Source organism: Bacillus chungangensis (genome assembly GCF_030812995.1).
GTDB lineage: Bacteria > Bacillota > Bacilli > Bacillales > Bacillaceae_C > Bacillus_CF > Bacillus_CF chungangensis.
Map to the genome: position 1 here is coordinate 49,667 of NZ_JAUSTT010000006.1, position 24,286 is coordinate 73,952.

Here is a 24,286-nt window from a genome sequence, read left to right on the forward strand (position 1 = left end):
CGAGTTTAAGTAAGCTAACCGACCGAAAACAGTGAACTTCCCACTTATGCTTCGCATATAAGTGGGAATTCTCCTAGAAACAAAGCATACTTGATTGCGTATTTTTTACAATTAGGGGGGGCTCTTCTATACCTGAGGCTATTTACGGTTCTTGTATATACATAGGGTGTTGAGTTTTTATTTAAGTTACATCTAACTATTTGATCTGATCTCTGTTTTTTCAAAAAATTATGTAACGCTACTCGTTGCTTTAATAACGATGGTCATTTAATTTTAATTTCTTCCAATAGAGAGATAATCTTTTCATTCTGTTCAATGATTGTTTTTGTTTAACTTCGCAATTTTGCAAAGTCAAACAAAAACACTAATAAAATAACTATTGCAAAAAATCCCACCATTCTTTTTTAAAACTAAATTGCCGGTTAGTTGAAAAAAGAAATTAAAAGACGATTCATCACCCCATCTAAGAGGTGGGGTGACTTCTCGCCAATTACGTAAATGAGGCTATAGCTCGTCTATTAGCACAATCATGCGTTTTAAAATAAATATCTTACAGCTCGAATTTAGAAAAAGGCTGAAACAGTTTAACACCCTTTCGATTCATTGGAATCCATTTCATATCTAGGATTAAATGGCTTGTATAGCTAGCACCACAGACAAGAAGAATGCCTTCTATTTGCAGCTTTTGCTCTAATAAATACCCAATCGTACAGAAATATGCCAGACCAATCATCGAGTGAGTAAGTGACCGATGAGGCAAAAGGGAGGCAACTGCTATATAAATTCCAAACAGAATAAGCCAAAGTTCATCGCAAAAAATTCCCGCAAGTAAAACAGCAATGCCAGTTAAAAGCAGCATCGTTTTTTGCTTTACGATAAGGGAGGGAACAATAAACAAAACAATACCAATACTAGCACCTATCCATTGTTCCATTCCATTTTCATAGAAAAAACTATAAAAAATAATAAACAGACCGATGAATCCAAGCATCGCTTGCACTGTTTTTTTATTCAATGTTATTTTATTCGCCAACGTCCCATTGACATCCAGGTCCGGAACTAAGCCGACAAAGCCTCCTAACAATGTAAAAGAAATCATTGTGGGAACATCGGCTCCTACATAATTCGAAATTCCTAAACCTACTAATCCACCAACAGTGACATGCGTTTTTCCATTCATATACAACTTCCTTTTCTATCATCTACTTTTATTATAATTAAACAAGTATCAAACGTAATATTGCTACCTATCTAGTATACCAATACGATCAAATGTTTGGTAGCGAAATTTTTTAACTAAAGTGAGAAGAATAAAACAATAGGAAAAATGACTTATAAGAGAAGAGAGAAAATATTACTTGATTATTCCATCCATGCATATTATACTGTGGGTAACTAATAAAGGAGGTATCAAATTTAGACGCTATGGACACATTAACGTTTTTTCGCGCATGATTTTAATACGAAAAAGCGGCTCTGCTTGATGTCAGAGTGATGGGATCAGTGTGTCTATTTTTGATACTGCATATATATCATGAACGGAATTTATGAGGAAGCGTTTGTCTGCTGTTTGAGTCAGATGTTTCTTCATGCTTATTTGAATCCATCATTTTTGAACACAGGGAGCCGCCTGTGTTTTTTTCATTTTTTATTAAATGACAGGATGGAGAGAGTCAAATTGTTATTATTAAAAGCCGAAAATATAAGTGTCGAGTTAAATGGGCACATTCTCTTTGAAAATGCAGCAATAGAAATTCGTGAAGGACAGCGCATTGCGCTAATCGGAAAAAATGGCATTGGCAAGACAACATTTATAAAATGTTTGCTTGGTCAGCTGCCAATCATAAAAGGATATATGAATAAACATGTAAACAAAGAAGAGATAGGATGGATGGAGCAAGATGCTAAAGATCAGCTTCCAGTTACGGTTCGAGCGTTTATTGAACTAGAAGATCCGCATCTCTATGAGTTGAAACGAACGTTATTAAGCATGGAACAGAAGCTGCAACTAAAAACTGATATAAAGTCGGCAGAACAATATACGTTAAAACTTCAACAATATATCGAGTTAAATGGCTATGAATGGGAGGCCAAAGTTGAACGACAACTACAGCAAGTAGGACTGCCCAATGAAATATGGGGTTTGCCCTATCAACACATTAGCGGTGGTCAAAAAACAAGAGCAAAGCTAGCACGAGTAATGACTAAAAATCCAAAGTTACTAGTCTTGGATGAACCTACCAATCACCTAGATATGGAGACGATGGATTGGCTTGCAAAGTGGTTAAAAACTTTTAGAGGAACCATTTTATTCATTTCTCATGAGCGTGCTCTTATTGATGAAGTGGCAGAAATCACATATGAATTTACTAAAGATGGATTGAACAAGTATGCTGGCGGTTATAAACAATATGTAAAACAAAAGGAATTAGCACTCCAAACACAGCTGTCACAATATCAAAAGCAGGAGCAAGAGCGTAAAAAACTGAAAGAAGCGATCATGCAATATCGACAATGGTTTCAGCGATCTCATCATGCAGCAGGGGAACGTAATCCTTTTGCTAAAAAGAAAGCAAATAAGCATATAACTCGATTAAAGGCGAAGGAAAAAGCGCTCGAACGTTTGGAACATAACAGTATCGAAAAACCTAAAGAAGAAGAAAAAATAAACGTAAATTTAGAATCAGAGCGTTTTTCTAGCCGCAAGATGTTGTCCGTTTCACAAATGTCATTTGCTTATCGCAATCATGCACCTTTGTTTAACAATGTGTCATTTAACATCCAGCGTGGTGATCGGATCGCTGTTGTCGGGAATAATGGTTCAGGAAAAACGACATTGTTAAAGCTTATAGCTGGGGAACTTCAAGCAACGAAAGGAGAGATCATCAGCCATCCAGCTTTAAAAATTGGTTATTTTAGGCAGGAGCTTGAAGATTTAGATCAAGAAAAGACAGTCCTAGAGCAAATAATGGCAGCATCCTCCATGCCTCAATCTGAAGTACGAACAATATTAGCTTGTTTTTTATTCAAACGACAAGATGTGTTTAAGAAAATCAAGGAATTAAGTATGGGAGAAAAATGCCGTGTTGCATTTGTAAAGCTCTATTTTTCAGAAGCAAACCTACTTGTTTTGGATGAGCCGACAAATTATTTAGATATTGAAACAAGAGAGCGAATAGAAGAGGCGCTATGCTTATATCCAGGAGCGGCTATCATCGTTTCTCATGATCCATATTTGCTGTCAAAGGTTTCCAACCGTGTTATCTCTATTAAAAACAGAGAACTATCTGATTATATTGGTTCTTACAAGGAATGGAAGAACTATCAGCACATATCGAATTCCTTACAACAAGTTGAAAATGAAAGAAGTCGACTTTCTTTAAAGCTTACACAGCTTCTAACAGAAGAAATGCCAGATCAACAACAAGAAAAAACAGCATATCTTAGTCAAATCAAAATACTGAAAGACCAGCTTGCACAATTAGATAAAATACAGGACGAATAACAGTTACAATAATAACATTATGTAAACTAATAATGTGAAGACTAAACTTGCTAACATAAGACAAGTTTAGTCTTTTTAGTTTTGTTAAACAAATCATCAATAACAGATATTACTGATTTATAGTTAGATTCACGTACATGTCGAAAATGTATCAAAAAACATCTTTATGAACTTATTCCACACTACGATACACCTTTCATATTCCCGTTCATTGATATAAGAACAAACACTTCGTCTTGTTCAGCTTGATAGATAAAATCCCTTCCCTTTTCATCATCTTGAAATATGAGCTCGTTCTTTTTCTCTTTAAAAACAATCCTTGAATACAATTTTTATCTTTTGGAATCATAAATACTAAAACAAGGAGCTTGATAAATATGGATAATAAAAATTTAAAAAGAAATGAACCGACAGTAGCACCTGGCATGAATACTTACGATCCTCTAGAAAAGAAAGCAACTAAAAAGGAAATTGAACAAGGCGATTCCACAGAAGTAACTCGACTTTTTATAGATAGAACACCAGAGGATTAATTAGAAATGTAACTAAAACAAACTTTATGGAGGATGAGCCCCCATAAAGAGGATCTTAATTATTTATTTATTTTACAGAATGTCAGATTCTTTGAAGAAGTCAAGAATGCCATCGATTAAGCCTTGTGTTATCGGAAGATCAGGATTTGTATAAGCTGCGATATTGCCTTCCCGCTCTTCGGGTGCCTCTTTCAAAACATGATTCATTTTCTCAACAATGAGCAATTTAGAATCCTTTTTCGCCTTATGCAAAACTTCTGCATCAGTAACTGGCACTTGAATATCTCGAGTGCCGTTTACAATTAAAACCGGGCAATCAAGTTTGTTCAATTGTTCAGTTGGATTATATTTTATCCAAGAAATCATATATGATTGAACAGATGGACGGAATATGCTTTGCAGTTCGGCACTTACTGTTTGTACTTGCTTGCCTTGCTTTAATGGAAAAAAATATAATTTATCGAAAACACCTTGAAATCTGCATTTTCTCTTATCTTGCCGATGAATTGAAAACGGGGGACCTTTGTGTAAAAGGATCAGAGAATTTCGCTGATTACAGAGAACAGCTCCTTTCCTGGGAAGAATGCAAACCTATGGTAGCTGAATATTGTAAGGAACTTGGATTTTCTTCCGATTCAGAGGGATTTGTAAGCATTGGCTAGAAGATACCGCACAAAAAGTAGATGCAGGATATCCTCATAACGGACAGGTAATCATTAATGAAAATGGAGAGCCCTCGCTCCGGAAAATAGTGAGAAAAGAACAACCTCAAAAATCAACTTAAGGAGCTGGCAGAACAATCGATCAAGTGCTTCTTGATCAGCTCGAAGGACAGATTCCGTCTAATTTGAAGAAAGAGGCTAAGAAAGAGCGAAAACCGGTGTAGATTGAGCCTGTGTGTCTGCATGCAAAGTATCCGGCTGGTTATTTGATTTATTTTTAAGCAATCCATTGATAATATAAACAGTTTCCCAAACACCGCAGGGGATAAAATGACTAAACAATGCAATATACGTATCGGAGACATGATGATAAGTAATCCCACCGTACCCACCGTATCGAATATGGTATTCCGAGAGTAAGTTTTCTTCATATAAATCATGTTTTGTGCCATCTGCAGCAGCCGATTTACCACTTCCCCACAATTTAGGAAGACTAAAAAGATTATACTGGTTAAGAATATCCCGAATAGCAGCATCTATTTTAGCTGTATTAATATGGCGTCGATTTACAAACGAAATCATATGTAAGCTAACTGACTTTTTCATATGCTTTGAAGTCTGCGTTGGTCCTAAATTACATCCGTACCCAAAGGAAGTAATAATATAACGTTCTTTCGCATTATCAATTTTAGGATTTGAACCGGATAATGGTCCGAAATGACGTGACCAATTTGTCCAATGTTCTACATTACAGAGGATATCTATAATATTTCGTTCAGGTAACCGTTGGGAAATAACTGACTCTAACTCCTTACTTGTTTTATAGTCCCTGTAAATTTCTCTTGAACCATTTTTTCACAACCATACTCAGAAAGTAATCTAATTTGGCGGTCTAAATTTTGGTCAAGAGTTGAAACTCTGGCATAGCCAATTATCATAAAGAAGCCCCCTGTATATTTTAATAATTTTATTGTGAATCTTTAAATCTAGTAAAATCAAGCCCCCATAAATCCAAATAATGATATTACAAAAAATATGGTTTTTGGTAATCTGATATATTTCATGAACTTTTTTAAAAGGATTTCTGAAAGGTTAGTATAATATTTACCTATAATTACGAGAAGGTGAAAATTGACAATAGGCTCCTCCTTACTTCTTTTAATGTTTTCTAGCCAAGTAAACGCTAGTACTAAATACTCAATTATGGAAATTTTACAAATTTTTGTTGCCTAATTTCCATAATTAGATAAAATAAAGTTGTGTTTATAACACAAATTGATAGGAGGAGATTTTATGTTAACATTACCTAAGTATGAAACATTGGCAACAAGACCCATTTTCGAAGAGGTTAAAATTTCCGCGATTGGCGAAAATGAAACTCTTGTATCTGGGTTAGATATTCAAATATTAAAAGGTTTAGTAAGTGAAGAAGTCTTTGTTTATGAAGGGAATGTTAAGGCTTTAAAGTGGAGCAGTCTTAATGGGAATGATGCTTTTAATAACGATAAAGTTTATCTAATAAATTCCAACTGTTCACATGTAGCTAATGAAATCAAGAATAATCTAGGTTCAGAGGAAAGTATTGATTTAGCTACAGTTTTTATTGACTGGGATTAAGTTAAAAGTGAAATAGATGTGCTATCCGCACATCTATTTTTTCCATAAAGGGAAGGTGTTTTTTGATGAATAATATAATGTTTAATATCATGAAACCGTATTTTAATTTACAACATTCAGAGGGCCCAATCCATTGTAAACGGCCATTAATTTTCAATAAATTAATCAATACCGATAAACCTGAAATTTATGGATTAGGTATGTGGATGTTCTCCGGGTTTAGAGAAAACTTAATATCGGAATCCGGACTTTCGGAATACCCACAAAATGACCCGAGGCATCTAGCAAAACATAAAAGAACTAATGACTGGGACGTTCTTATCTATAATATTGATAATTTTAATGATTTATCAATTAATATTCAATTTTCTACTATCCAATTGTTAGTAGGTTTGTGCTTTTACAAAGAGATAAATAACCTTACTCGTAATATACAGATTATCTCAAATGATAACCTTGCTTCTGGAATTTTATATTACAAACTTTTATGTGAAGAATTACTTAATGGATATAATAAAAAGTCATCATATGGAGAAATTATTAATAACACCTCTAAAACTCAACCTTTTAACTTTAAAACGAGATTATGGCTAGTTAAAAAAATTATAAGTACTGAAAACCTAAATAAAGCAAGCAGTATATTAGATGATATCAATAAAGATTTTAATGGTATAAATGTTACAGAGCCAAAAGACAAAGAATCATTAAAACTTGCATTATTACGAACACAAATGTATTTAAGTGAAAAGAAAAATAATTTTTCAGAAGTAGAAAATTATTTTCAAAATGGTATGGAAATATCAAAGTATTTATACCAAGATTCTGATCCTACCACAAGTTTTATAGGTCTTGAAGCTCAACAAAGATTTTTAGATAGAATCATTCAATTTGGTTTAACAACCAATAACCACAATAGTGTATTAGACTATGCTATACAACAAATACAATTAGACCCTTACAATGCAAAAGCTTATTACCAATTAGGAAACATTTATTTTCACAAAAAGGATTATAATCAGTCATCAAAATATTTTTCTACAGCCGCAGATTTTGGTCCTTTTGCTTCGATGGGTACTCCAATATCTTGGTTTTATGCGGGGATCTCATACGAGAAGATAGGCAATTTAGAGATGGCACTTAATAGCTATCTAGAGGCTATTAAATTTGACCCTTTTGGAAAATCTATTCTTGATAGAATAATTGTTTTAGCAGAAAAACTTAATATAAATCCTATTATTAATTGGGCAAAAGAAAGAATTTTAAGTTTAAGGAGTGTAGATTTTTCGTATGCATAATACATTTAGAACTTTCCAAACCTACTTAGATTTATCTGATCCTATAAATTCTCCTTTGCATACTTATGGTCCGATATTTGCATTTAAGGGATACGAAGAAAATTTAGAAAACAAACTCACTTCTACTAGAGTTTTACCCCCTGCCTTTCGCGAAAATTTAGTTACTTACTTAAAATTGGAGCATTTTAAAGGTTTATCACCTTTGGATGTACCTTTGGATAATAGAAGCGAACGTTGGAAAGCTTTGTGTGAAAGGTTAGAAAATTTTTATACCATCTCTGAATATGACCAGTATATTACATGTAAAGTTCTTTTTAGCCTTGGATACTATGAATTAGTACTTTCATTATTAAAAAATCATATGGAAATAGATAGGGGGGGTTCTATTCTTCAGGGTAAGATAACATATTTAGCTACATTTTCAGACTATATACTAAAAATAAAAAAGATAGATAAGTATAATCCAAAATATACTGCAAACCTTGCTCAAAAATCCCTCTTAGGTAGCAAAGTTAGATTCTCGGCCTGTCTAAGAATGTTAATCTATTACTCAAAAGATAATGTTAATATAAATTTAGTTGAGTATTGGAGGGAAGAACTATACAAATCCCTATTAGCCATGGATATTCCGCAATATTCATTTAATTATTATATAATGTGGAGTCGATTTTATAGAGCCTCAAGTTTTTTACCTTTCTTAAGACAAGATAAACAGAAAACTGAATATGAAATTCAATTAGCTTTGGAGTTAGGGGAATGTGCTGTTCCAGGAAATGTTGAAGAAGAAATAGTTTGGAAAACAAACCTTATTCCTGCATATCAAACTGCTGCTAAAGTTGCTTCTATCTACAATAAAAAAACGAAAATGTTTAATTTATATAAAAAAAGAGTGGATATTGACCCTTTGGATTCCTTGGGGCTAATTGAATTAGGATATGCATATAAAGAATTAGAAGAAATCGAAAAAGCAGGTAATATATTTGAGAAGGCAGCTTTACTTGGTCCTCCTGGAACACCTATTGCTTGGTTTTTAGCAGGATGTTGCTATGAACAAATTAATAATAAAAATGAAGCCCTAAAATGCTATATTAATTCACTTAAAGTAGATCCAAAAGGAGTTAGTCCTAAAAAAAGGATCGAGGAATTAGGGGTTAAACATTCAGATTTAGATATTTTAGTGAAAAGCATACATTAGAAAGAGGGGCAAAAAATGCAACCTTCTGTTAATATTAAAAACATTTTCAGACTAAGATATGCAAGTGCTTTATTTATATTTATCTCAGGACAGTTTATTAGTGTTTTAGGTACACAAATATCTATGGTTATACTCCCTTGGATTCTAATCAAAGAATTAGGCCAACCAGAATTTGTAGGATTACTTTTTTTTGCACGCATGCTACCACAAGTAGTAGCTGGACCATTAGTAGCTGTATGGACACAAAATATATCTGTAAAAAAATTACTTGTATTCAGTCAAGTCCTTCAAGGAGCATGTCAAGTGACTATAGTTTTATTGTGGGTATTAGGTCATTTAGGCGTAACTATAATGTTACTTCTAGTACTTTTTCAAAGTATATTTAATACTCCATTTCAAATGACTCGTGCAAGTGTTATAAGAAATATTGCCGATGACGGAGGGCCAAGTGTTACTACAAGCAATTCTCTACTCCAATCATCCCTTCAAGCGGCAAACATAATTGGTCCCGCTATAGCAGCCTTTATAATAGCAATTTCTAAAGTTTCACTTATTAGTTTAATTCTTATAGATTCCTTTACATTTTTATTAAGTGCTTGTTTAATTGCTTTTGGAAAATTCCCTAAAGTGGATTCTGTGAGTACAAAAGGTTCAAATTTTTTTAAAGATATTAAAGAAGGTTTTTTATATTCAGCTAAAAATAAAGTGATTTTTGCATTATTATTACCGGGCTTTTTTGGGTCTTTAATATATTTTCCTATTTTACAAGTAATACTACCTTTATATTTAAATAGTTCACTCGAGTCGAACGGTGCCTCAATTTATGGTGCGGTTTTAACATCTCTAGCATGCGGAGCATTAATTGGTAGTTTCCTTTTTGGTTTCATTAGAAAGAAGATAAAAATCAATTATTTATTTTGCATTAGTTTCACAGGGTATCTACTACCTTTTTGGTTAATGGTTATTTTTCCTAGTAAAACTGGAATTCTTATTAGTGCCTTTATAGTCGGTATTTTTTCTGGCCCAGCAATGATAACTATTACCAGTATTGTCCAAACGTCGATAAAAAGAGAATTTGTAACAAGAGTTTTTTCAATACAAAACATGACAATTAGTCTTGCGGTACTATTAGGATATCTATTTAGTGGATGGGCGGCAAATGTGTACCCAGTAGAAAATGTTCTGATTATATTACTGTTAGTTGGATTTATTGGTATTATCCTATCTTGGAGATTTATTAAAATTAATATTGATTAGATGAGGTGGTATTTTTGAATACATCAAATTTCTCTGAATACCTTTTTAAACCGTATTTTGATTTATACCAACAAGAAGATGTTGCATTAAATGCTTATGGGCCACCTTTAGCATACAAAAGGCTGATAAATGGTTTAGATACGGAAACTGACTATTTATTAGTTCAGCGATTAATGCCAACAGCTTTTAGGTATGAACTTGGAAAATTCACAAATAGAACAGACGGACACTTCAATCCTTTTCAAATTTCAAAGGATAAAAGAAGTGAACGATGGCAAATTCTCTGTGAATATATAGAAAAGTTTCCGATACTTAATAGTTTAGAGAAGCATTCTGTATCACATATCTTAATATCATTAGGGTATTATGAATTTACAAATATTCTCCTTAAACCTTATGCACAAATAAATGTTAATCCTTCTATACATGAGGCTTCCTTATCATATAGATATGCTTTTACTCGTTTTATGCTATTTGTAAAAAGTAAGCATTATAGTCCAGATGATTTAATAAAAATCGCCAATAATTCTCCTTTAGGTTCAATGGCAAAAGTTTCTGCTACCCTTAGACTTTTAGTATACTATGGAAGATTTAAAAAGGATTTAAATAGTACACGTTTCTGGAAAAATGAATCCACCAAAGCCATCAATTCTTTACCTTTAGATACAGGATCATTTACTTATAATATTATATGGAGTAGATATTATAGAGGTACTTCTTTCTTACCATTATTGGAAAAGGATTTGAAAAATACTATATTTGAGATGAAGCTATCCGAAGAATACGCAATGGCAGCTAAATATAATAATAATGAGGAAAAGATATTATGGAAGGCAAATATTTATCCTGTTGTACAATCTCAGCAACGGCTTGCAGATATTCAAAATGATATTAATATGTCTATTGAAAGAGGGCATCAGATGATAAATTTAGACCCTTGGTATTCCAACGCACACCTAGATTTAGGAAATTCACTTTTCAAAGCAGGTAATTATAATGAAGCTCTAAAAGAATACCAGATATCATCAACTTTAGGACCGCCTACATATTTATATGCTACTTTTTTAGCCGGTAGGTGTTACGAAGAATTAGGAGAAATGGAATTAGCTACAGAGCTTTATATCAATACTTTAAGGAAAGACCCACAGGGAATATCAACGAAACAAATTTTAGCAAATATAAATGTTAAAAAAGCGTCATTATTTTCAAAGTTGTATAAGGAGAACTACTCAGATTATACTAATAAGGAATACCAACAGATTTACTAAAACATTTTAGTTATTTTAATTTGATCACTAGTGTTGCATTAATTTAACTTCACTAATATAAATACCGATACTCCCAAGCCAAGTTCTTCAATTTTGTGCATTATAATGTAACAGTAATAACCTTATGTAACATAAAAAAGGGTCATATGCAAAGAATGGAAAGTAAATTCCAGCATGTGACCCTTTTTTACACGTATCTCGGTCGTACCCCTACATTGTTCCATCTTTTAATTGCAATTGAACAAGCTCTCCTTCTTCAGCTTCAGCTTTTTTGCTATTTTTCACTAATTCAAATGGAAAAGAATGGTCTTTCTGTACGAACGTACCTGAAATCTTATCTTCGTTAATTTTTCCCTTAAATGTAATCTGTTTCCCCTGTATATGCATATCAAAAAATAAGTCTGATTTGTTTACTTCTACACTTGTTAATGGATATTCTTCTAAGCCTTGAGCAGGGATGCTAATCGTTCCGCCTTCCTTTGTAAATTTAATCATAACCTGAAGTCGTTGACTTGGAATTTGAATCGCACCTTCCCAATTTCCTTTTATATTTTCCAACGAACTCATCCCTTTCTGATTTATCCCACATCTAACTGGCAGTAAGACCACACCTCGGGGAGTAAGAGGAATCAAAGAAGTCTAGGTGGGGGATAACTGAAAGTCAAATGTCCGATTGGTTCGGGCCGACAGGATAAGGAAAGCTTCTTGAATCAACATCGCACGAAGAAAAAGTGCTTTTCTTTTTCGAGGATGTCGGTCACAAAGGCGTTGCAACAGGACAAGGAAAGCTTCGGCAGCGATACATCGCACCGAAGAAAAGAGTTTCCTTTTCGAGGACGCCTGCGATCTTAGCATTTGTTCTACTTCTTATCAGTGGGGGATGAAAGAACCTCCCCCACTCATGGAAGGTTCACTTTATTTTTAATCTTTTTCCTTCTTGTTATAACCCCCTATAAAGAATTAACGCTCATCATTGCACATCAAATAATAAAACGCTTCTTCATTTAAGAAAATCACCGAAAACGTAGAAATTATGCTAGGAACGCAATAAGAAATATAATGACAAGTGGTCCAAAAATAATCAAATATCCGATTGGATTTGCCAAGTTGATCGTCCAGCCAACACCAAATCGTTTTTCTACGAAAATGGAAGGGTCATTTTTATTGAAATAAAAGATACCAGCTCTCCAATAGAGATCATCATCAAAATCGGAAATTCCTTCCACAGGATGAGTTTCTGTATGTTCTCCTGCTGTCCCAACTTTAATGGCAAAAACAGCAGTTCCTATTAAAATGATAAGTAAAAAGATAAATGGAACTGCAAACATCACAACGCTACCAACCAAACCTTCATGAATCGTTGTTAATTGCAAGAATGAAAAAAGCATGGTAATAAGCGTGCTCGTCATAAACATAAACCAGCTAGAATATTTTCTTAAAGCCAATTGACGAATACGGGAAGCTTCCGTATTAGCCACGCTTAATTTAATTCCTGAGCGCTTTGTCGCTTCGTTAATCCCCAAGAAAAGCAATTGCATGATGAATAAAATAATCGGAAGCACATTAACCGAAAAAGGATTCTTCGCTTTAAATGAATCTGGCATCCCATCAGCTCCCCAATGAAAAGGAATTTGCTCTGGTAAAATACGATATTGAACAGCTGTATAGGCAATCAATCCAACCGTTACCGCCATCGGAAGCACGAACAGATACCAAGGTAGCATTTCATCCTGTGAGCGAATCGCCAAATCAGCCATCTTTACTTTTTTAAAATTTTCTCCCCATTTTTGCTCTTTCTTTCTTTTCATCGTCTTGGCATGAAAATAAAAGTATAAAGCCATGCTGAGAAATATAATACCCAGTTGAATTGCTGTACCATATAAAACAATAAGTTCTTCTACAGGATTGTCATGATTTATCCATAACAAATAGAAGGCTATGGAAGCAACTGAAATAAAGAATATTGATAACGAATACCTTCTTTTATATGAAGCAAGTTTTGCATCTTTTATATGCCCTTCTGGAATGGATACACCGAATACAACATCTCGTTTCACTAAAAATGGAATCGATATTTCAATGGCTGCTAGAAATAAGATAATGGTTAGAAAAATCATTAAAGTCATGTACACTTCCTCCTTTTTAAAGGATTAAATAAAACTCAATCTTCAGAATGAAGTCAGTTTATTCTTTACTAAGAATCCCCTTTTATATCGTGAATAATGGATCCCAAGAGTTCCAGCATCTGTTTTTTCTCCATTCCTAAAACGAGGGCCTCTGCAGCCACTTGTTTAAACTCATTTAAAAGACGGTTATAATGAACTGTTTTCAGCTCTAATGGATTCGGAGAACAAATCACAGCACCTGATTTTGGCACAATGCGAATGATTCCCTTCTTCTCTAATTCATGATAGCTTTTATTAACTGTATGCATATTCACGCCAAGGTCTGCCGCAAATGCCCGTACAGAAGGAAGTGAATTACCTGGATGCAAATACCCTCTTGCAATTCCTTCTATAATTTGATTCGTTATCTGAGTATAGATTGGAATATCAGACTGAGGTTCAATTTGAATAATCATTTTTTCCCCTTTCTGTTCTATCTAAAGTATAACAAAACTGTTCTAGTATGTATAGAACAATAATTGTTAAGCTAATCGATATTAAAAAACTGGCATAGCTCAGTATTTTTATTTTTGTCACCAGTTACTATCATTTATAAGATATCTATTTCATGAAGCAGAAAGAAAATATTAATATTCCCATAATTCAAAAAGACGGTGTAATTGTTCAAAGTTTTCTGTGCTAGAGCTATAGAATCAAAGTTGGTTTTACATTTATACTTATAGTAAGGATGGCGTTTTACACTCTCAACAAGAAAATACAGGGAACCAACGTGTGTTAATACAATAATAATAATTATTTTATAAGATTAATGAAATGGATAGATTACTATCCATTTCAAACGTAATATATTGTGAAAGGACGTTCTGAGGAAGGAGAAACATTGTTAATGGATTCATGAAAATGTTGTACAACAATTAAAAAAGCTCTCTATTAAATTATCAATCATGATGAGTGTATAGACGATAGCTTAGTAATTTGGGAACATTTACCCATAGTAGAATAGGGAATGGGTGAAGCGTCCTGTTATTTAATTCGTATATTTTGTGAAAGGAACAAGCTTTTACATTACTATTAAATAATTTCTTTGAGAGGTTAAGCATGAAAAAGACATTTAAACGTTTACATGATGAAAAAATTGATTTATCTATATATGAAAATGTTCCATTAACAGACGATGAAAAAAAAGCAATAAAAAAACGCATTAAAAACAAGCTAAGAAGAAAAAAGAAAAGTAGAAAAATACTGTTAGTTGCTGCTTCTCTTGTAGTACTGGCATTTTTGGCAATGAAATCTCATTTATTCATATTCCCAGACATCCCAATGATCGGAAGTAAGATAGAAGAATACATACCATGTAAAGGTCAGTCATTAAAAGATTATCAATCAGTCATCGGACAAACAGTCACCGATAAAGGATTTGCCGTGATTTTTAACGAGGTTATACTAGATGATGAGCGTCTTATCATTAGCAGTACATTTCAACCAGATCAAATGAATTTAAATCCACTAAATATAGAAGATATATTATTTCCACTTCCAAAGGTCTGTCTAAATGGCAAAGAAATGAAAGTAAGTGAAAGTGAGAGCATAAAAATCACTGATTCAGTTTACATTCATTTAGCTGCCATCAGTCTAGAAAATGTTCATTTGGAAGATGAAATGAATATGAAGATTGTTTATCAAAATCTAGAAGTGATCAATCCAAAACCTGTTCAATTGGGAGGGAAATGGAGATTTTCGTTTTCTGTTTCAAGAGAAGAACTAGCAACAAAAACAAAAAAAATGACTCTCAATAAGATATTAACGTTAGATGACGGGCAAAAAATAACGGTAAAAGAGCTGATTATTACTCCAGCATCTATAAAACTAAATTATAAAATAGAAGATGGGGAATATGATATTCATTTTAATATAGAAAATCAATATGGCGTACAATTCTTTTTAAAAACGGCTGGGATATTAAATGAGATTAGATATAATCGGTTTGTAGCGGTAGCTGGGATATTAAATGAGATTAAATATAATCGGTTTGTAGCGGTATATGAAAATACAACAAAACTAAAGATCACACCGTATATTACAAGAGAAGCAGGAGAGAAGGGGACGAGTCAGGTCTTATATGATAAGGCTTTTTATGTCGACATTCATTAATTGATTTTAGTACTTAAACCCTTTCAAAGTTAAAACCAAATCATTTAGAGGGTGATGGTACTTGAACATTTACAGCTCGGTTTCGTTGTATTTGAGTATTCATATGTAGAAGCAAAATAGGGAACCGCTACTGCAAAAATGCTTAAATTCCCCTCCAGTAACACAATATACTTGCAAAGATGGTAAAATCAAAAATAAGAATGTTACAAAGTAGTTTAAATAAATAATAAAAATATCAATTTATGTCGAAACCTTTCCTGAAGAAATAAAGATAAATAGAAGAGTAAAAGGGTGTTCTAAGAATGGAGAAGTGTTATGAATGAAGATTAATGAACAAAATGTTGTACAGCAATTAAAAAAGCGAAATAAAAAAGCGCTCTATTACATCATTGATCATAATGGAGGTTTGATAACAAGCATCATCCGCACGCATCTATATGACCTTGAAGCTGTTCATGACGATTGTATGGACGATATCCTACTAACGATTTGGGATCAAATTGATACGTTTTGTCCAGAAAATAATACATTTAAAAACTGGGTAGCGACCGTTGCGAAATATAAAGCAATTGAATATCAAAAAAAGTATTCGAAGCATTATTTGTCAAACATTATGTGTTAATTCTATAAAAGGGGCTTCTTACATTATTAATGGATAATTTCTCTGAGGAGTAAGCACATGAAAAACACATTTAAACGTTTAAATGATGAAAAAATCGAATTATCTGCATATGAAGATTTTCCATTAAGAGACGTCGAAAAGAAAGCAATAAAAAAACGGATAAAAAGCAAGCTAAAAAATAAAAAAAAGAGTAGAAAAAAACTGCTTGTTGCTGCCGCTTCCCTTGCAGCATTTATGTTTTTAATAGTAAAAGCTCATTTATATATATTCACGGATATCCCAATTATCGGAAGTATGATAGAAGAATACATACCATGTAAAGGACAGTCATTAAAGGATTATAAAACAGTTATTGGAAAAACAGTAGTCGATAACGGAATTATCGTGAAGTTTAACGGAGTCATTCTAGATGATGATCAACTTATCATTAGCAGTACATTTCAATCACATCAAGTGAATTTAGCAGATGTATTGTTTCCATTTCCAAAAGTCTGTATAAACGGCGAAAAAATGGCAGCTGATATAATAAGAGATAACATAAAAATCAATGATTCAACTTATACATATTTAGCTGCTATTAGTTTAGAAAATGTGCATGTAGAAGATAAACTAAATATGAAGATTGTTTATGAAAATATAGAAATGATAAATCCTTACAATCCTTATAATCCTAATAATCCTGTTCAATTGAGCGGCAAATGGAGATTTACGTTTACTGTTTCTAAAGAAGAATTAGTAGCAGGTACAAAAAATGGCTCTAAATAAGATATTTACGCTAGAGAACGGACAAAAAATAACGATAGAAAGAGCTTATTATTACCCCTGGTTTTACAAAATCAAGATGGAAAAGAAATCTTTTCAACATTCTCAGGAATAAATAATGAATTCTATTATCGGTTTCCAGTGTTAGACAACAAAACTAAAGATCACACCGTATATTACCAAAAATAAAGGAAGATGGCGGACGCTGCATCCCTTAAATGATGAAGCTTTTTATGTTGATAAGCTCTCATGGATAAAACTCATCCAAAACTAAAAATTCGTCTTATGATGAGATCACAAATATTTTCGGTAATCAATAAAAAAGCCAATCCTTGTAAAGTTATGGGAGATTGGCTTTTTCTATTTTTAAAGAAGGCCATATCTTTAAAGGTTTACGTTCGACATAAACACACCTTAAAAGAAAGAAATATGCATTTTGACGTAGTTTTAAACGACTCACACGTGCTGACACAAACCTGTGACATGTTTCCAACAGTTCATTCGTCTTGCTTGTTAAATCGGACATAAAACTTTATAATATGATTAAACCATCACGTTATGGTTAGGGGGGAGCTAGCCATGGGGTAGTAAGATTGAGAATTGGAGAATTGGCAGAGATCACCAATGTTACAAAGAGAACGATTGATTACTATACGAATATTGGTCTTCTAAAGGCGGAACGTTCTACTTCCAACTATCGCTACTATGATCATTCTTCAATAGAAAGACTTTTGTTTATTGAAAGATGCAAAGAAAAAAAGATGTCATTACAATGCATCAAAAAATTACTATTAGATAAGAACGTTGAAGAGATTGATGTAAAAGAACTTAGTTTAAAAATGAAAGGATTAAAAAAAGAAGTGGACAAAGTATTATCCACTCTTCATAAAGGGAATGCTAACAGTTACGAATATATTAAAAAAAATATATCACCTGAGGCTTTGTCATTAATACAGACATTGCTTCTATTGCTTAGTGATTAATCGGAGGTATCACAACAATGTTCTTCCATCCTATGGATTTTTTAATATTTATTGCATTAGGTATTTCAATGTGGGCACAAACGAAAGTGAAAGGAAACTTTCACAAATGGTCTGAGGTTGCGACTAGAACTGGTTTAACCGGAGCTGAAACAGCACGCAGAATCCTTGATAGCAATGGCTTGCATCACATACCAATAGAAGTCGTTCAAGGGACGCTTTCAGACCATTATGATCCAATAAAAAAAGTTGTCCGTCTATCACAAACAGTACATGATGGCCGCTCTATTGCATCGGTGTCCGTTGCAGCACATGAAGTAGGGCATGCGATTCAACATCAGCAATCCTACGGGGCCTTAATGATTCGTCATCGCCTCTTTCCGCTTGCTAATCTGTCATCTGGTATAGCGCCGTTTCTTTTCATTATAGGGATATTGCTGCATCAGTCTTCTCTCATTGGCATTGGGATTCTCTTTTTTTCGGCTGCCGTTGCTTTTCAACTCATTACATTGCCTGTAGAATTTGATGCGAGCAATCGTGCACGTCAATTAATGCTCTCAGAAGGCATCTTGTACAACGAAGAAGAAAAGGGAGTAAAGGAAGTATTAAATGCCGCAGCATTAACTTATGTAGCTGCAGCCCTTATGGCACTATTAGAATTGTTGAAATTTGTGATGATCTTCGTGCAAAGAAGAGAATAATAAAGAAATTGTTGTATGGAAACAAAATAGAGTATAAATTTGAATGTAAAAAAAGCCTAGTTAAAAGGCTTTTTTTATTGTTAAAATTAATGTTAGTGTTAATAATTAACGATAATGACTGCATTCTGCAGGGAAGACTATTGCTGAACGTCTTTGACATGACGAGTAATTAGGGACTTTTATCCTTTTCCTATCTAAAATACAGCATATTTCAGACAATTGAGGTAGCAAAAGCTACCCCTTCTCTCATCCCATGTATAAAGACGGGTTAACGCCCTTCATAGGCTTTCTCGTTCGGAAAATCGGTAAAAAGGAGAAAATCATATGCTTAAAATTATGATTGTGGAAGATGACGAAACGATTCGAGATCTTTTATTAGAAAATGTTGTGAAGTGGGGTTTTGAAGGGATCATTGTGAAGGATTTCCAAGATGTGATGGAAACATTCGTACAGTCTGAACCACATCTTGTCCTCTTGGATATTAATCTGCCATTGTACGATGGTTTTTATTGGTGTGGAAAAATGCGTGAAGTTTCAAATGTACCTATTATGTTTATTTCCTCCAGAGATACGAGAATGGATATGGTAATGGCGATGAATATGGGCGGCGATGACTATATCCAAAAACCGTTTTACGTCGATGTCCTCATGGCTAAAATTAATGCGTTAATAAGACGTACCTATTCCTATATTGATACCGATTTAAGTGTGATCGAGCATGACGGTGTCGTGTTAAATGTAAAAGATGGAAATATCATGTATCAGGATAAAAAAATTGAATTAACAAAAAACGAATTTAAAATCTTATATATCTTAATGGAAAACAAAGGACATGTCGTTAGCAGGGAAAAAATGATGAGAAGCCTTTGGGAAGATGAAAGCTTTGTTGACGATAATACGTTAACGGTAAATATCGCCCGAATAAGAAAAAAATTAGCTGACATAGAAAAGACCGACTTTTTAAAAACAAAGAAAGGGCAGGGCTATATCATTGTATAGTGCAATTCATTTTCTAAAAGATAAAAAGTTTCTCATTCTGTTTTATATCCTGTTAATGACTTTTATTTCATTGGTTCTGTTTTTAGACGGTCTTGCAAACGTAGGAATCGATAATATTTTGTATATTGATGGAGTATCAACGGTGTTCTTTGCCTTCTACCTGGTAGCAGGCTATCTTTATCGAAGAAAATATTATCATGCCTTTCAAAAACCGGTCGTTCATGGAGATATGGGTGACATGATGTATGTTTTTCCCGAACCGCAATCAAATGAACAACGTTTTTTTACCGACATATTAAAACAACTCGATCATTATCAGCGGAAAAAAACAGAAAAACTCATTCTTGATTTAAAAGATAATCAGGAATTTATTGTGCAATGGGTACATGAGATTAAAACGCCCATTGCTGCGAGTAAATTAATTATTGACAATAGTGCTGGCAAGCCTAAAGAAGCTATTTTGGATAAACTTGAAGACGAGTTAGCTAAAATCAACCGTCTCGTTGAGCAGGTATTGTATTATTCGAGAGCCGACTCCTTTTCAAAGGATTATTTTATTAGCGATGTTCATTTAGATAAAGTCGTAAAAGAAAGTGTAAAAAATCATGCAAAAATCTTTATTAATAAGCGTATTCAGATTCGCTTGCATAATCTTGATACTAGCGTACTTACAGATAAAAAATGGCTTAGCTATATTGTGGATCAAATCATATCAAATGCTTTGAAATACACAGATAAAGAAGGAACGATTGAATGCTACTGTGAGAAGGATAAAAAAGAACAGCGGCTCATTATCAAGGATAATGGAATTGGCATTAAAGCAGAAGACTTAGAAAGAGTATTTGAGAAGGGGTTTACCGGAACTACCGGCAGGATCAATACGACTTCTACTGGTCTAGGTTTGTATTTGGCGAAAAAATTAGCACGGAAGCTCAGCCATGATATTTCTGTTCAAGCAGAAGAAGAAAAAGGTACAAAGGTGACAATTCATTTCCCTCACCCAGGCAATTTTTATATGACGAGAATGTAAGGTTGAACGTGATAATGTAAGATAATTCAATGGAAGCGATCAATATCTTCTTTTAAACTTAGTCATGACAGGCATTACATTCTAAGCGTTAAAAGGAGAGTATGATGATTCAATTTGTTTGCATTTATATGAGAAAACAAAGGGCACCAATATGCCGAGGTCGGGGAAAATGAGGAAGAAATTTATAATATCTATCTTTGTTTTGCTTGGTCTCATATTCGTCGGCAAGTTAGTATATGAAGTAGCTAATCCTAAGACATATTATTATGGCATTATTCCAAATGATGCTGCACCACTTGAGTATGGAAGAGTCGAATATACAGTTCCTACAGTAGATGAACATGGCAATATGCGTACAGAAACATTCAGTGCGATAAAAAAATTAAAAGAAGGCGCTATTTTTAAGTTGACCATCAGAAATAACATTGTCAAGTCTTATGATATTATTGATGAAGAGCAACTGTCTTCATCCATTAAAAAACACTTAAAAAAGTGAACCTCCAACCACTAGACTAGTGCTAGTGGTTTTTTGTAATCACATTACTGTGTATTGCATTAGTTCATACGCTTATCTAATTTATCTTACTGCAACCTTATAAAAATGTAAGGTTCGCACTATAATTGTAAGGTTGGTAAATGGATTGAACCATCTGCTTCTTGTAATATGGAAGCAGAGATTGCGATATCATTGTACTTCTTCAGGAGGGAACATAGATGAAGAATGTGTTAGAGGCAAAAAATATTACGAAAACTTATGGTGTGAAAGGAAGTATGACAATGGTTCTCCATGCCATTGATTTGCAAATTAAAGAGGGCGAGTTCATTGGAATCATGGGGCCATCTGGTGCCGGAAAAACAACTCTGCTCAATATTCTCTCTACGATTGATCAACCTACATCTGGAGAGGTGATCATTGATGGCGACAAAATTGGAGAGATGAACGAAGACCAGCTGTCAACCTTTCGGAGAAACAAATTAGGCTTTATTTTTCAAGACTACAACTTATTGGATACGTTAACTTTAAAAGAAAATATCGTGCTTCCACTTGCGCTTTTCCATACGAACACAAATGAAATTGAAAAACGGGTAAGTGAGATTGCCGATAAGTTTGGAATGAAAGATATCCTTAACCAATATCCTTATCAAGTGTCCGGGGGTCAAAAACAAAGAGCTGCCGCTTCAAGAGCAATCATTTCCAAGCCAAGCATCATTATGGCTGATGAACCGACGGGAGCATTAGATTCTAAATCAGCAACGGATCTTTTACAAAGCTTGAGCAATTTGAATGATGAGGATCAGGCAACCATTATGATGGTCACACACGATGCCTATGCAGCCAGCTATTGCAAACGTATTTTATTTCTTAAAGATGGAGCAATCTTCACTGAGCTTGTAAAAGGAAATACGTCTCGAAAAGCATTTTTCCAAAAGATTTTAAATGTGCTTTCTGTACTTGGAGGCGGAAACGATGACATTGTTTAACATTGCAGCAAAAAATATTCGGAGAAATTTTTATCGCTATTTCATTTACTTTACTTCTATGATCTTTAGTATTGTCATCTATTTTACGTTTGTATCATTGCAATACAACAAACAAGTATTAGAGGCAACAAAAGATTCGTTAAAATTGGCGGTCGCATTCAAAGGAGCGTCCATTATTTTAATGATCTTTGTCGGTATATTCATTTGGTTTTCTAATGCTTTTTTTACAAGAAAGCGAAAAAAGGAAGTAGCGCTTTACTCGCTCCTCGGTGTTAAAAAAAGAGCGATAGCTAAAATGCTCTTTTATGAAAATTTTGTCATGGGAATCTTGGCGCTGGCTATTGGAATATTCATCGGAACACTCCTTTCTAAATTGTTCGTGATGCTGCTCGTTAAATTGATGGGATTTTCAATGGCCGTTGCATTTTCTTTTGAACTAAAAGCTGTTTTGAATACCATATTTGTGTTTGCCATCATTATATTAGTCACATCTTTTCAAGGCTATCGCCTCATATATCGCTTTAAATTAATTGAATTATTTCAAGCAGAAAAGAAAAGCGAACCCGTGCCGAAAGCATCTTTGATTGTGGGCATTTTAGGCATTGTTTTCATGGGATTCAGCTATTGGCTTGCTCTACATCCAACAATAATATTTAGAAATTTACTTATGTTTGCAATGACAATTCTTCTTGGCGCCATTGTCGGAACTTATTTGGTTTTTCATACGTTAACAGTAATTGTGTTGAAACGATCAAGGAACAATAAACATCGTCATTACAAAGGCATTAATATGATCGGAACGTCACAGTTGTTATACAGAATAAGAGGAAATGCTCGAACATTAACAATCATCGCTATCCTTAGTGCAGTGACATTATGTTCAATTGGGACGAGCTACAGTGTTTATTATTCTAGTAAAGAAAATGCAGAACATCAAGAGCCTTTTAGCTATACGTATCTGTCACAGGGGAAAGCACTTGATGAAAAAGTAAAAGCAACAATTTCTAAATATGACCAACATCACATCATTGGCGATCTTCAGATTCAATATGTGAAAGTACGAGGAAATTTGGAAACATTTGACATGCTGCCAACCGAATTTTTGGCAGACGATGATCAGTTCACATTGATTTCTGAAAGCCAATTTAACAAACTGGCAGCTCTTACAGGGATTAGGCAGCAGATACATTTAGAAAAAAAGCATGATGTGCTTATCATGGATGGCGGATATATCGACTTATTGTCAGGAGACTATACAGGGAAAAAAGCAGTATTTAAAACAACTGCAAACCAAATGGAAGAGATTCAAGTGATTGATTTCGAAAAAAAATATCCATTTAGCAGCCAGTTTGCGCATTTCACAATTGTCATTAGCGACTTATTATACGATCAAGTAGCTGCTACAGAAAGTGAAACGACTTTAACAGCATGGAAGATTCAAAACGAAGAGCAGGCTGAAAAACTAACAAAAGAATTGACGAATATCATTCCAGAAGAAGCTCAGCTTTCTTCCTTTTATGTAACATATAAAGGTTACCTAAAACCGTCAGGCTTATTAATCTTTTTAGGCGGTTTCCTTGGATTAGTATTTTTATTAGCAACTGGAAGCATTATTTATTTCAAACAACTAACGGAAGCTACCGATGACAAAGACCGTTATCTTATTTTGCGAAAAATTGGTGTCAGTAAAAAAGAAATTAAACATTCGATTGCCAAACAAATGTTATTTGTTTTTGCGATGCCTCTTATTATCGGGATTTTGCATAGCGCTGTGGCATTGACAGCATTATCTAGTTTGCTTAGTCAAGATATCACAATCCCTGTCGTTATCAGTATGGGCATCTATAGTTTGATCTACCTTGGCTACTATTTTCTAACAGTAAATGCTTACAATAAAATAGTGAATAGCTTAAAGTGAAGCAGCCATCAGCGGCGCTATGAGAAACTGCCGCTGATGGTCTGAGTTTTTATCTGTTTGAACGTTTAGCAACACAGGCTAAAAGAGGGATGCAGGTTCGCAAAAAAACTAGGGTAAAAATAATCATACGTTGATACATTTCATATATTAGCCCGTAATATCCAAGATTGGAAAGGAAACAAA

22 protein-coding genes and 2 pseudogenes are annotated in these 24,286 nt (G+C 33.8%); 17 read left to right on the plus strand and 7 right to left on the minus strand.

The window, feature by feature from the left end; translation table 11 throughout:
- Window positions 1-550: 550 nt before the first annotated feature.
- The gene (locus J2S08_RS06225) at window positions 551-1,180 is read right to left on the minus strand and encodes a metal-dependent hydrolase (RefSeq protein WP_307227730.1); all 630 of its coding nucleotides are present in this window, start codon (window positions 1,178-1,180) and stop codon (window positions 551-553) included.
- A gap of 498 nt (window positions 1,181-1,678) precedes the next feature.
- Between J2S08_RS06225 and abc-f the strand changes: the two genes are divergently transcribed.
- Both abc-f and J2S08_RS06235 read left to right on the plus strand, forming a co-directional pair.
- Window positions 1,679-3,505: a ribosomal protection-like ABC-F family protein gene (abc-f, locus tag J2S08_RS06230; protein ID WP_307227732.1), complete on the plus strand. Its 1,827-nt coding sequence runs from the start codon at window positions 1,679-1,681 to the stop codon at window positions 3,503-3,505.
- 377 nt (window positions 3,506-3,882) lie between these two features.
- A complete protein-coding gene (locus J2S08_RS06235) occupies window positions 3,883-4,038 on the plus strand; it encodes a hypothetical protein (protein ID WP_307227734.1) in 156 nt (51 codons plus the stop codon).
- A gap of 72 nt (window positions 4,039-4,110) precedes the next feature.
- Here J2S08_RS06235 and J2S08_RS06240 read toward each other — a convergent pair whose 3' ends face one another.
- The 3 genes and pseudogenes from J2S08_RS06240 to J2S08_RS06250 all read right to left on the minus strand — a co-directional run.
- On the minus strand, window positions 4,111-4,404 hold the full coding sequence (locus J2S08_RS06240) for an alpha/beta hydrolase family protein (RefSeq protein WP_307227736.1): 294 nt from the start codon (window positions 4,402-4,404) through the stop codon (window positions 4,111-4,113).
- Between the two features lie 497 nt (window positions 4,405-4,901).
- Window positions 4,902-5,516: pseudogene (locus J2S08_RS06245) on the minus strand (Tn3 family transposase); the annotation flags it as partial.
- Window positions 5,516-5,638, minus strand: a pseudogene (locus tag J2S08_RS06250) (recombinase family protein); the annotation flags it as partial. The pseudogenes J2S08_RS06250 and J2S08_RS06245, both read right to left, overlap by 1 nt.
- A 355-nt stretch (window positions 5,639-5,993) precedes the next feature.
- On the opposite strand from J2S08_RS06250, the gene J2S08_RS06255 reads away from it, so the two are divergent.
- From J2S08_RS06255 to J2S08_RS06275, 5 genes are all read left to right on the plus strand, one after another.
- A complete protein-coding gene (locus J2S08_RS06255; RefSeq protein WP_307227738.1) occupies window positions 5,994-6,317 on the plus strand; it encodes a hypothetical protein in 324 nt (107 codons plus the stop codon).
- A 65-nt stretch (window positions 6,318-6,382) separates the two neighbouring features.
- Complete coding sequence (locus J2S08_RS06260) at window positions 6,383-7,612, plus strand: tetratricopeptide repeat protein (RefSeq protein WP_307227740.1); 1,230 nt, start codon at window positions 6,383-6,385, stop codon at window positions 7,610-7,612.
- Complete coding sequence (locus J2S08_RS06265) at window positions 7,605-8,807, plus strand: tetratricopeptide repeat protein (RefSeq protein WP_307227741.1); 1,203 nt, start codon at window positions 7,605-7,607, stop codon at window positions 8,805-8,807. The genes J2S08_RS06260 and J2S08_RS06265 overlap by 8 nt, the downstream gene beginning before the upstream one ends.
- Window positions 8,808-8,822: 15 nt before the next feature.
- Entirely contained in the window at window positions 8,823-10,064 is a 1,242-nt protein-coding gene (locus J2S08_RS06270) for an MFS transporter (protein ID WP_307227743.1), read from the plus strand.
- A 14-nt stretch (window positions 10,065-10,078) separates the two neighbouring features.
- Window positions 10,079-11,332: a tetratricopeptide repeat protein gene (locus J2S08_RS06275; protein ID WP_307227745.1), complete on the plus strand. Its 1,254-nt coding sequence runs from the start codon at window positions 10,079-10,081 to the stop codon at window positions 11,330-11,332.
- Window positions 11,333-11,542: 210 nt separating this feature from the next.
- On the opposite strand, the gene J2S08_RS06280 is transcribed toward J2S08_RS06275, so the two are convergent.
- From J2S08_RS06280 to J2S08_RS06290, 3 genes are all read right to left on the minus strand, one after another.
- Window positions 11,543-11,890, minus strand: coding sequence for a hypothetical protein (locus tag J2S08_RS06280; RefSeq protein WP_307227747.1), 348 nt, complete (start codon window positions 11,888-11,890; stop codon window positions 11,543-11,545).
- 473 nt (window positions 11,891-12,363) lie between these two features.
- Window positions 12,364-13,458 carry a DUF1648 domain-containing protein gene (locus J2S08_RS06285; RefSeq protein ID WP_307227749.1) on the minus strand — a complete coding sequence of 365 codons (1,095 nt, stop codon included), beginning with the start codon at window positions 13,456-13,458 and terminating at the stop codon, window positions 12,364-12,366.
- Window positions 13,459-13,526: 68 nt separating this feature from the next.
- Window positions 13,527-13,913, minus strand: coding sequence for a GntR family transcriptional regulator (locus tag J2S08_RS06290; RefSeq protein WP_307227751.1), 387 nt, complete (start codon window positions 13,911-13,913; stop codon window positions 13,527-13,529).
- A gap of 643 nt (window positions 13,914-14,556) precedes the next feature.
- On the opposite strand from J2S08_RS06290, the gene J2S08_RS06295 reads away from it, so the two are divergent.
- The 10 genes from J2S08_RS06295 (at window position 14,557) to J2S08_RS06340 (ending at window position 24,103) form a co-directional block, all read left to right on the plus strand.
- Complete coding sequence (locus J2S08_RS06295) at window positions 14,557-15,609, plus strand: DUF4179 domain-containing protein (protein WP_307227754.1); 1,053 nt, start codon at window positions 14,557-14,559, stop codon at window positions 15,607-15,609.
- A 319-nt stretch (window positions 15,610-15,928) separates the two neighbouring features.
- Window positions 15,929-16,231 carry a sigma factor gene (locus tag J2S08_RS06300; protein ID WP_307227755.1) on the plus strand — a complete coding sequence of 101 codons (303 nt, stop codon included), beginning with the start codon at window positions 15,929-15,931 and terminating at the stop codon, window positions 16,229-16,231.
- A gap of 57 nt (window positions 16,232-16,288) precedes the next feature.
- A complete protein-coding gene (locus J2S08_RS06305) occupies window positions 16,289-16,996 on the plus strand; it encodes a DUF4179 domain-containing protein (protein ID WP_307227757.1) in 708 nt (235 codons plus the stop codon).
- Between the two features lie 590 nt (window positions 16,997-17,586).
- Window positions 17,587-17,976 carry a MerR family transcriptional regulator gene (locus tag J2S08_RS06310; protein WP_307227759.1) on the plus strand — a complete coding sequence of 130 codons (390 nt, stop codon included), beginning with the start codon at window positions 17,587-17,589 and terminating at the stop codon, window positions 17,974-17,976.
- 17 nt (window positions 17,977-17,993) lie between these two features.
- The gene (locus J2S08_RS06315; RefSeq protein ID WP_307227761.1) at window positions 17,994-18,674 is read left to right on the plus strand and encodes a zinc metallopeptidase; all 681 of its coding nucleotides are present in this window, start codon (window positions 17,994-17,996) and stop codon (window positions 18,672-18,674) included.
- 324 nt (window positions 18,675-18,998) lie between these two features.
- Window positions 18,999-19,673 carry a response regulator transcription factor gene (locus tag J2S08_RS06320; RefSeq protein ID WP_307227763.1) on the plus strand — a complete coding sequence of 225 codons (675 nt, stop codon included), beginning with the start codon at window positions 18,999-19,001 and terminating at the stop codon, window positions 19,671-19,673.
- The gene (locus J2S08_RS06325; protein WP_307227765.1) at window positions 19,666-20,703 is read left to right on the plus strand and encodes a sensor histidine kinase; all 1,038 of its coding nucleotides are present in this window, start codon (window positions 19,666-19,668) and stop codon (window positions 20,701-20,703) included. The genes J2S08_RS06320 and J2S08_RS06325 overlap by 8 nt, the downstream gene beginning before the upstream one ends.
- Before the next feature lie 169 nt (window positions 20,704-20,872).
- Window positions 20,873-21,199 (plus strand): DUF1093 domain-containing protein, encoded by a 327-nt coding sequence (locus J2S08_RS06330; RefSeq protein ID WP_307227767.1) that lies wholly within the window; start codon window positions 20,873-20,875, stop codon window positions 21,197-21,199.
- 218 nt (window positions 21,200-21,417) lie between these two features.
- Window positions 21,418-22,185, plus strand: a complete 768-nt coding sequence (locus J2S08_RS06335) for an ABC transporter ATP-binding protein (RefSeq protein WP_307227769.1) — start codon at window positions 21,418-21,420, stop codon at window positions 22,183-22,185.
- Window positions 22,172-24,103, plus strand: a complete 1,932-nt coding sequence (locus J2S08_RS06340; RefSeq protein WP_307227771.1) for an FtsX-like permease family protein — start codon at window positions 22,172-22,174, stop codon at window positions 24,101-24,103. The genes J2S08_RS06335 and J2S08_RS06340 overlap by 14 nt, the downstream gene beginning before the upstream one ends.
- Window positions 24,104-24,286: the final 183 nt, after the last annotated feature.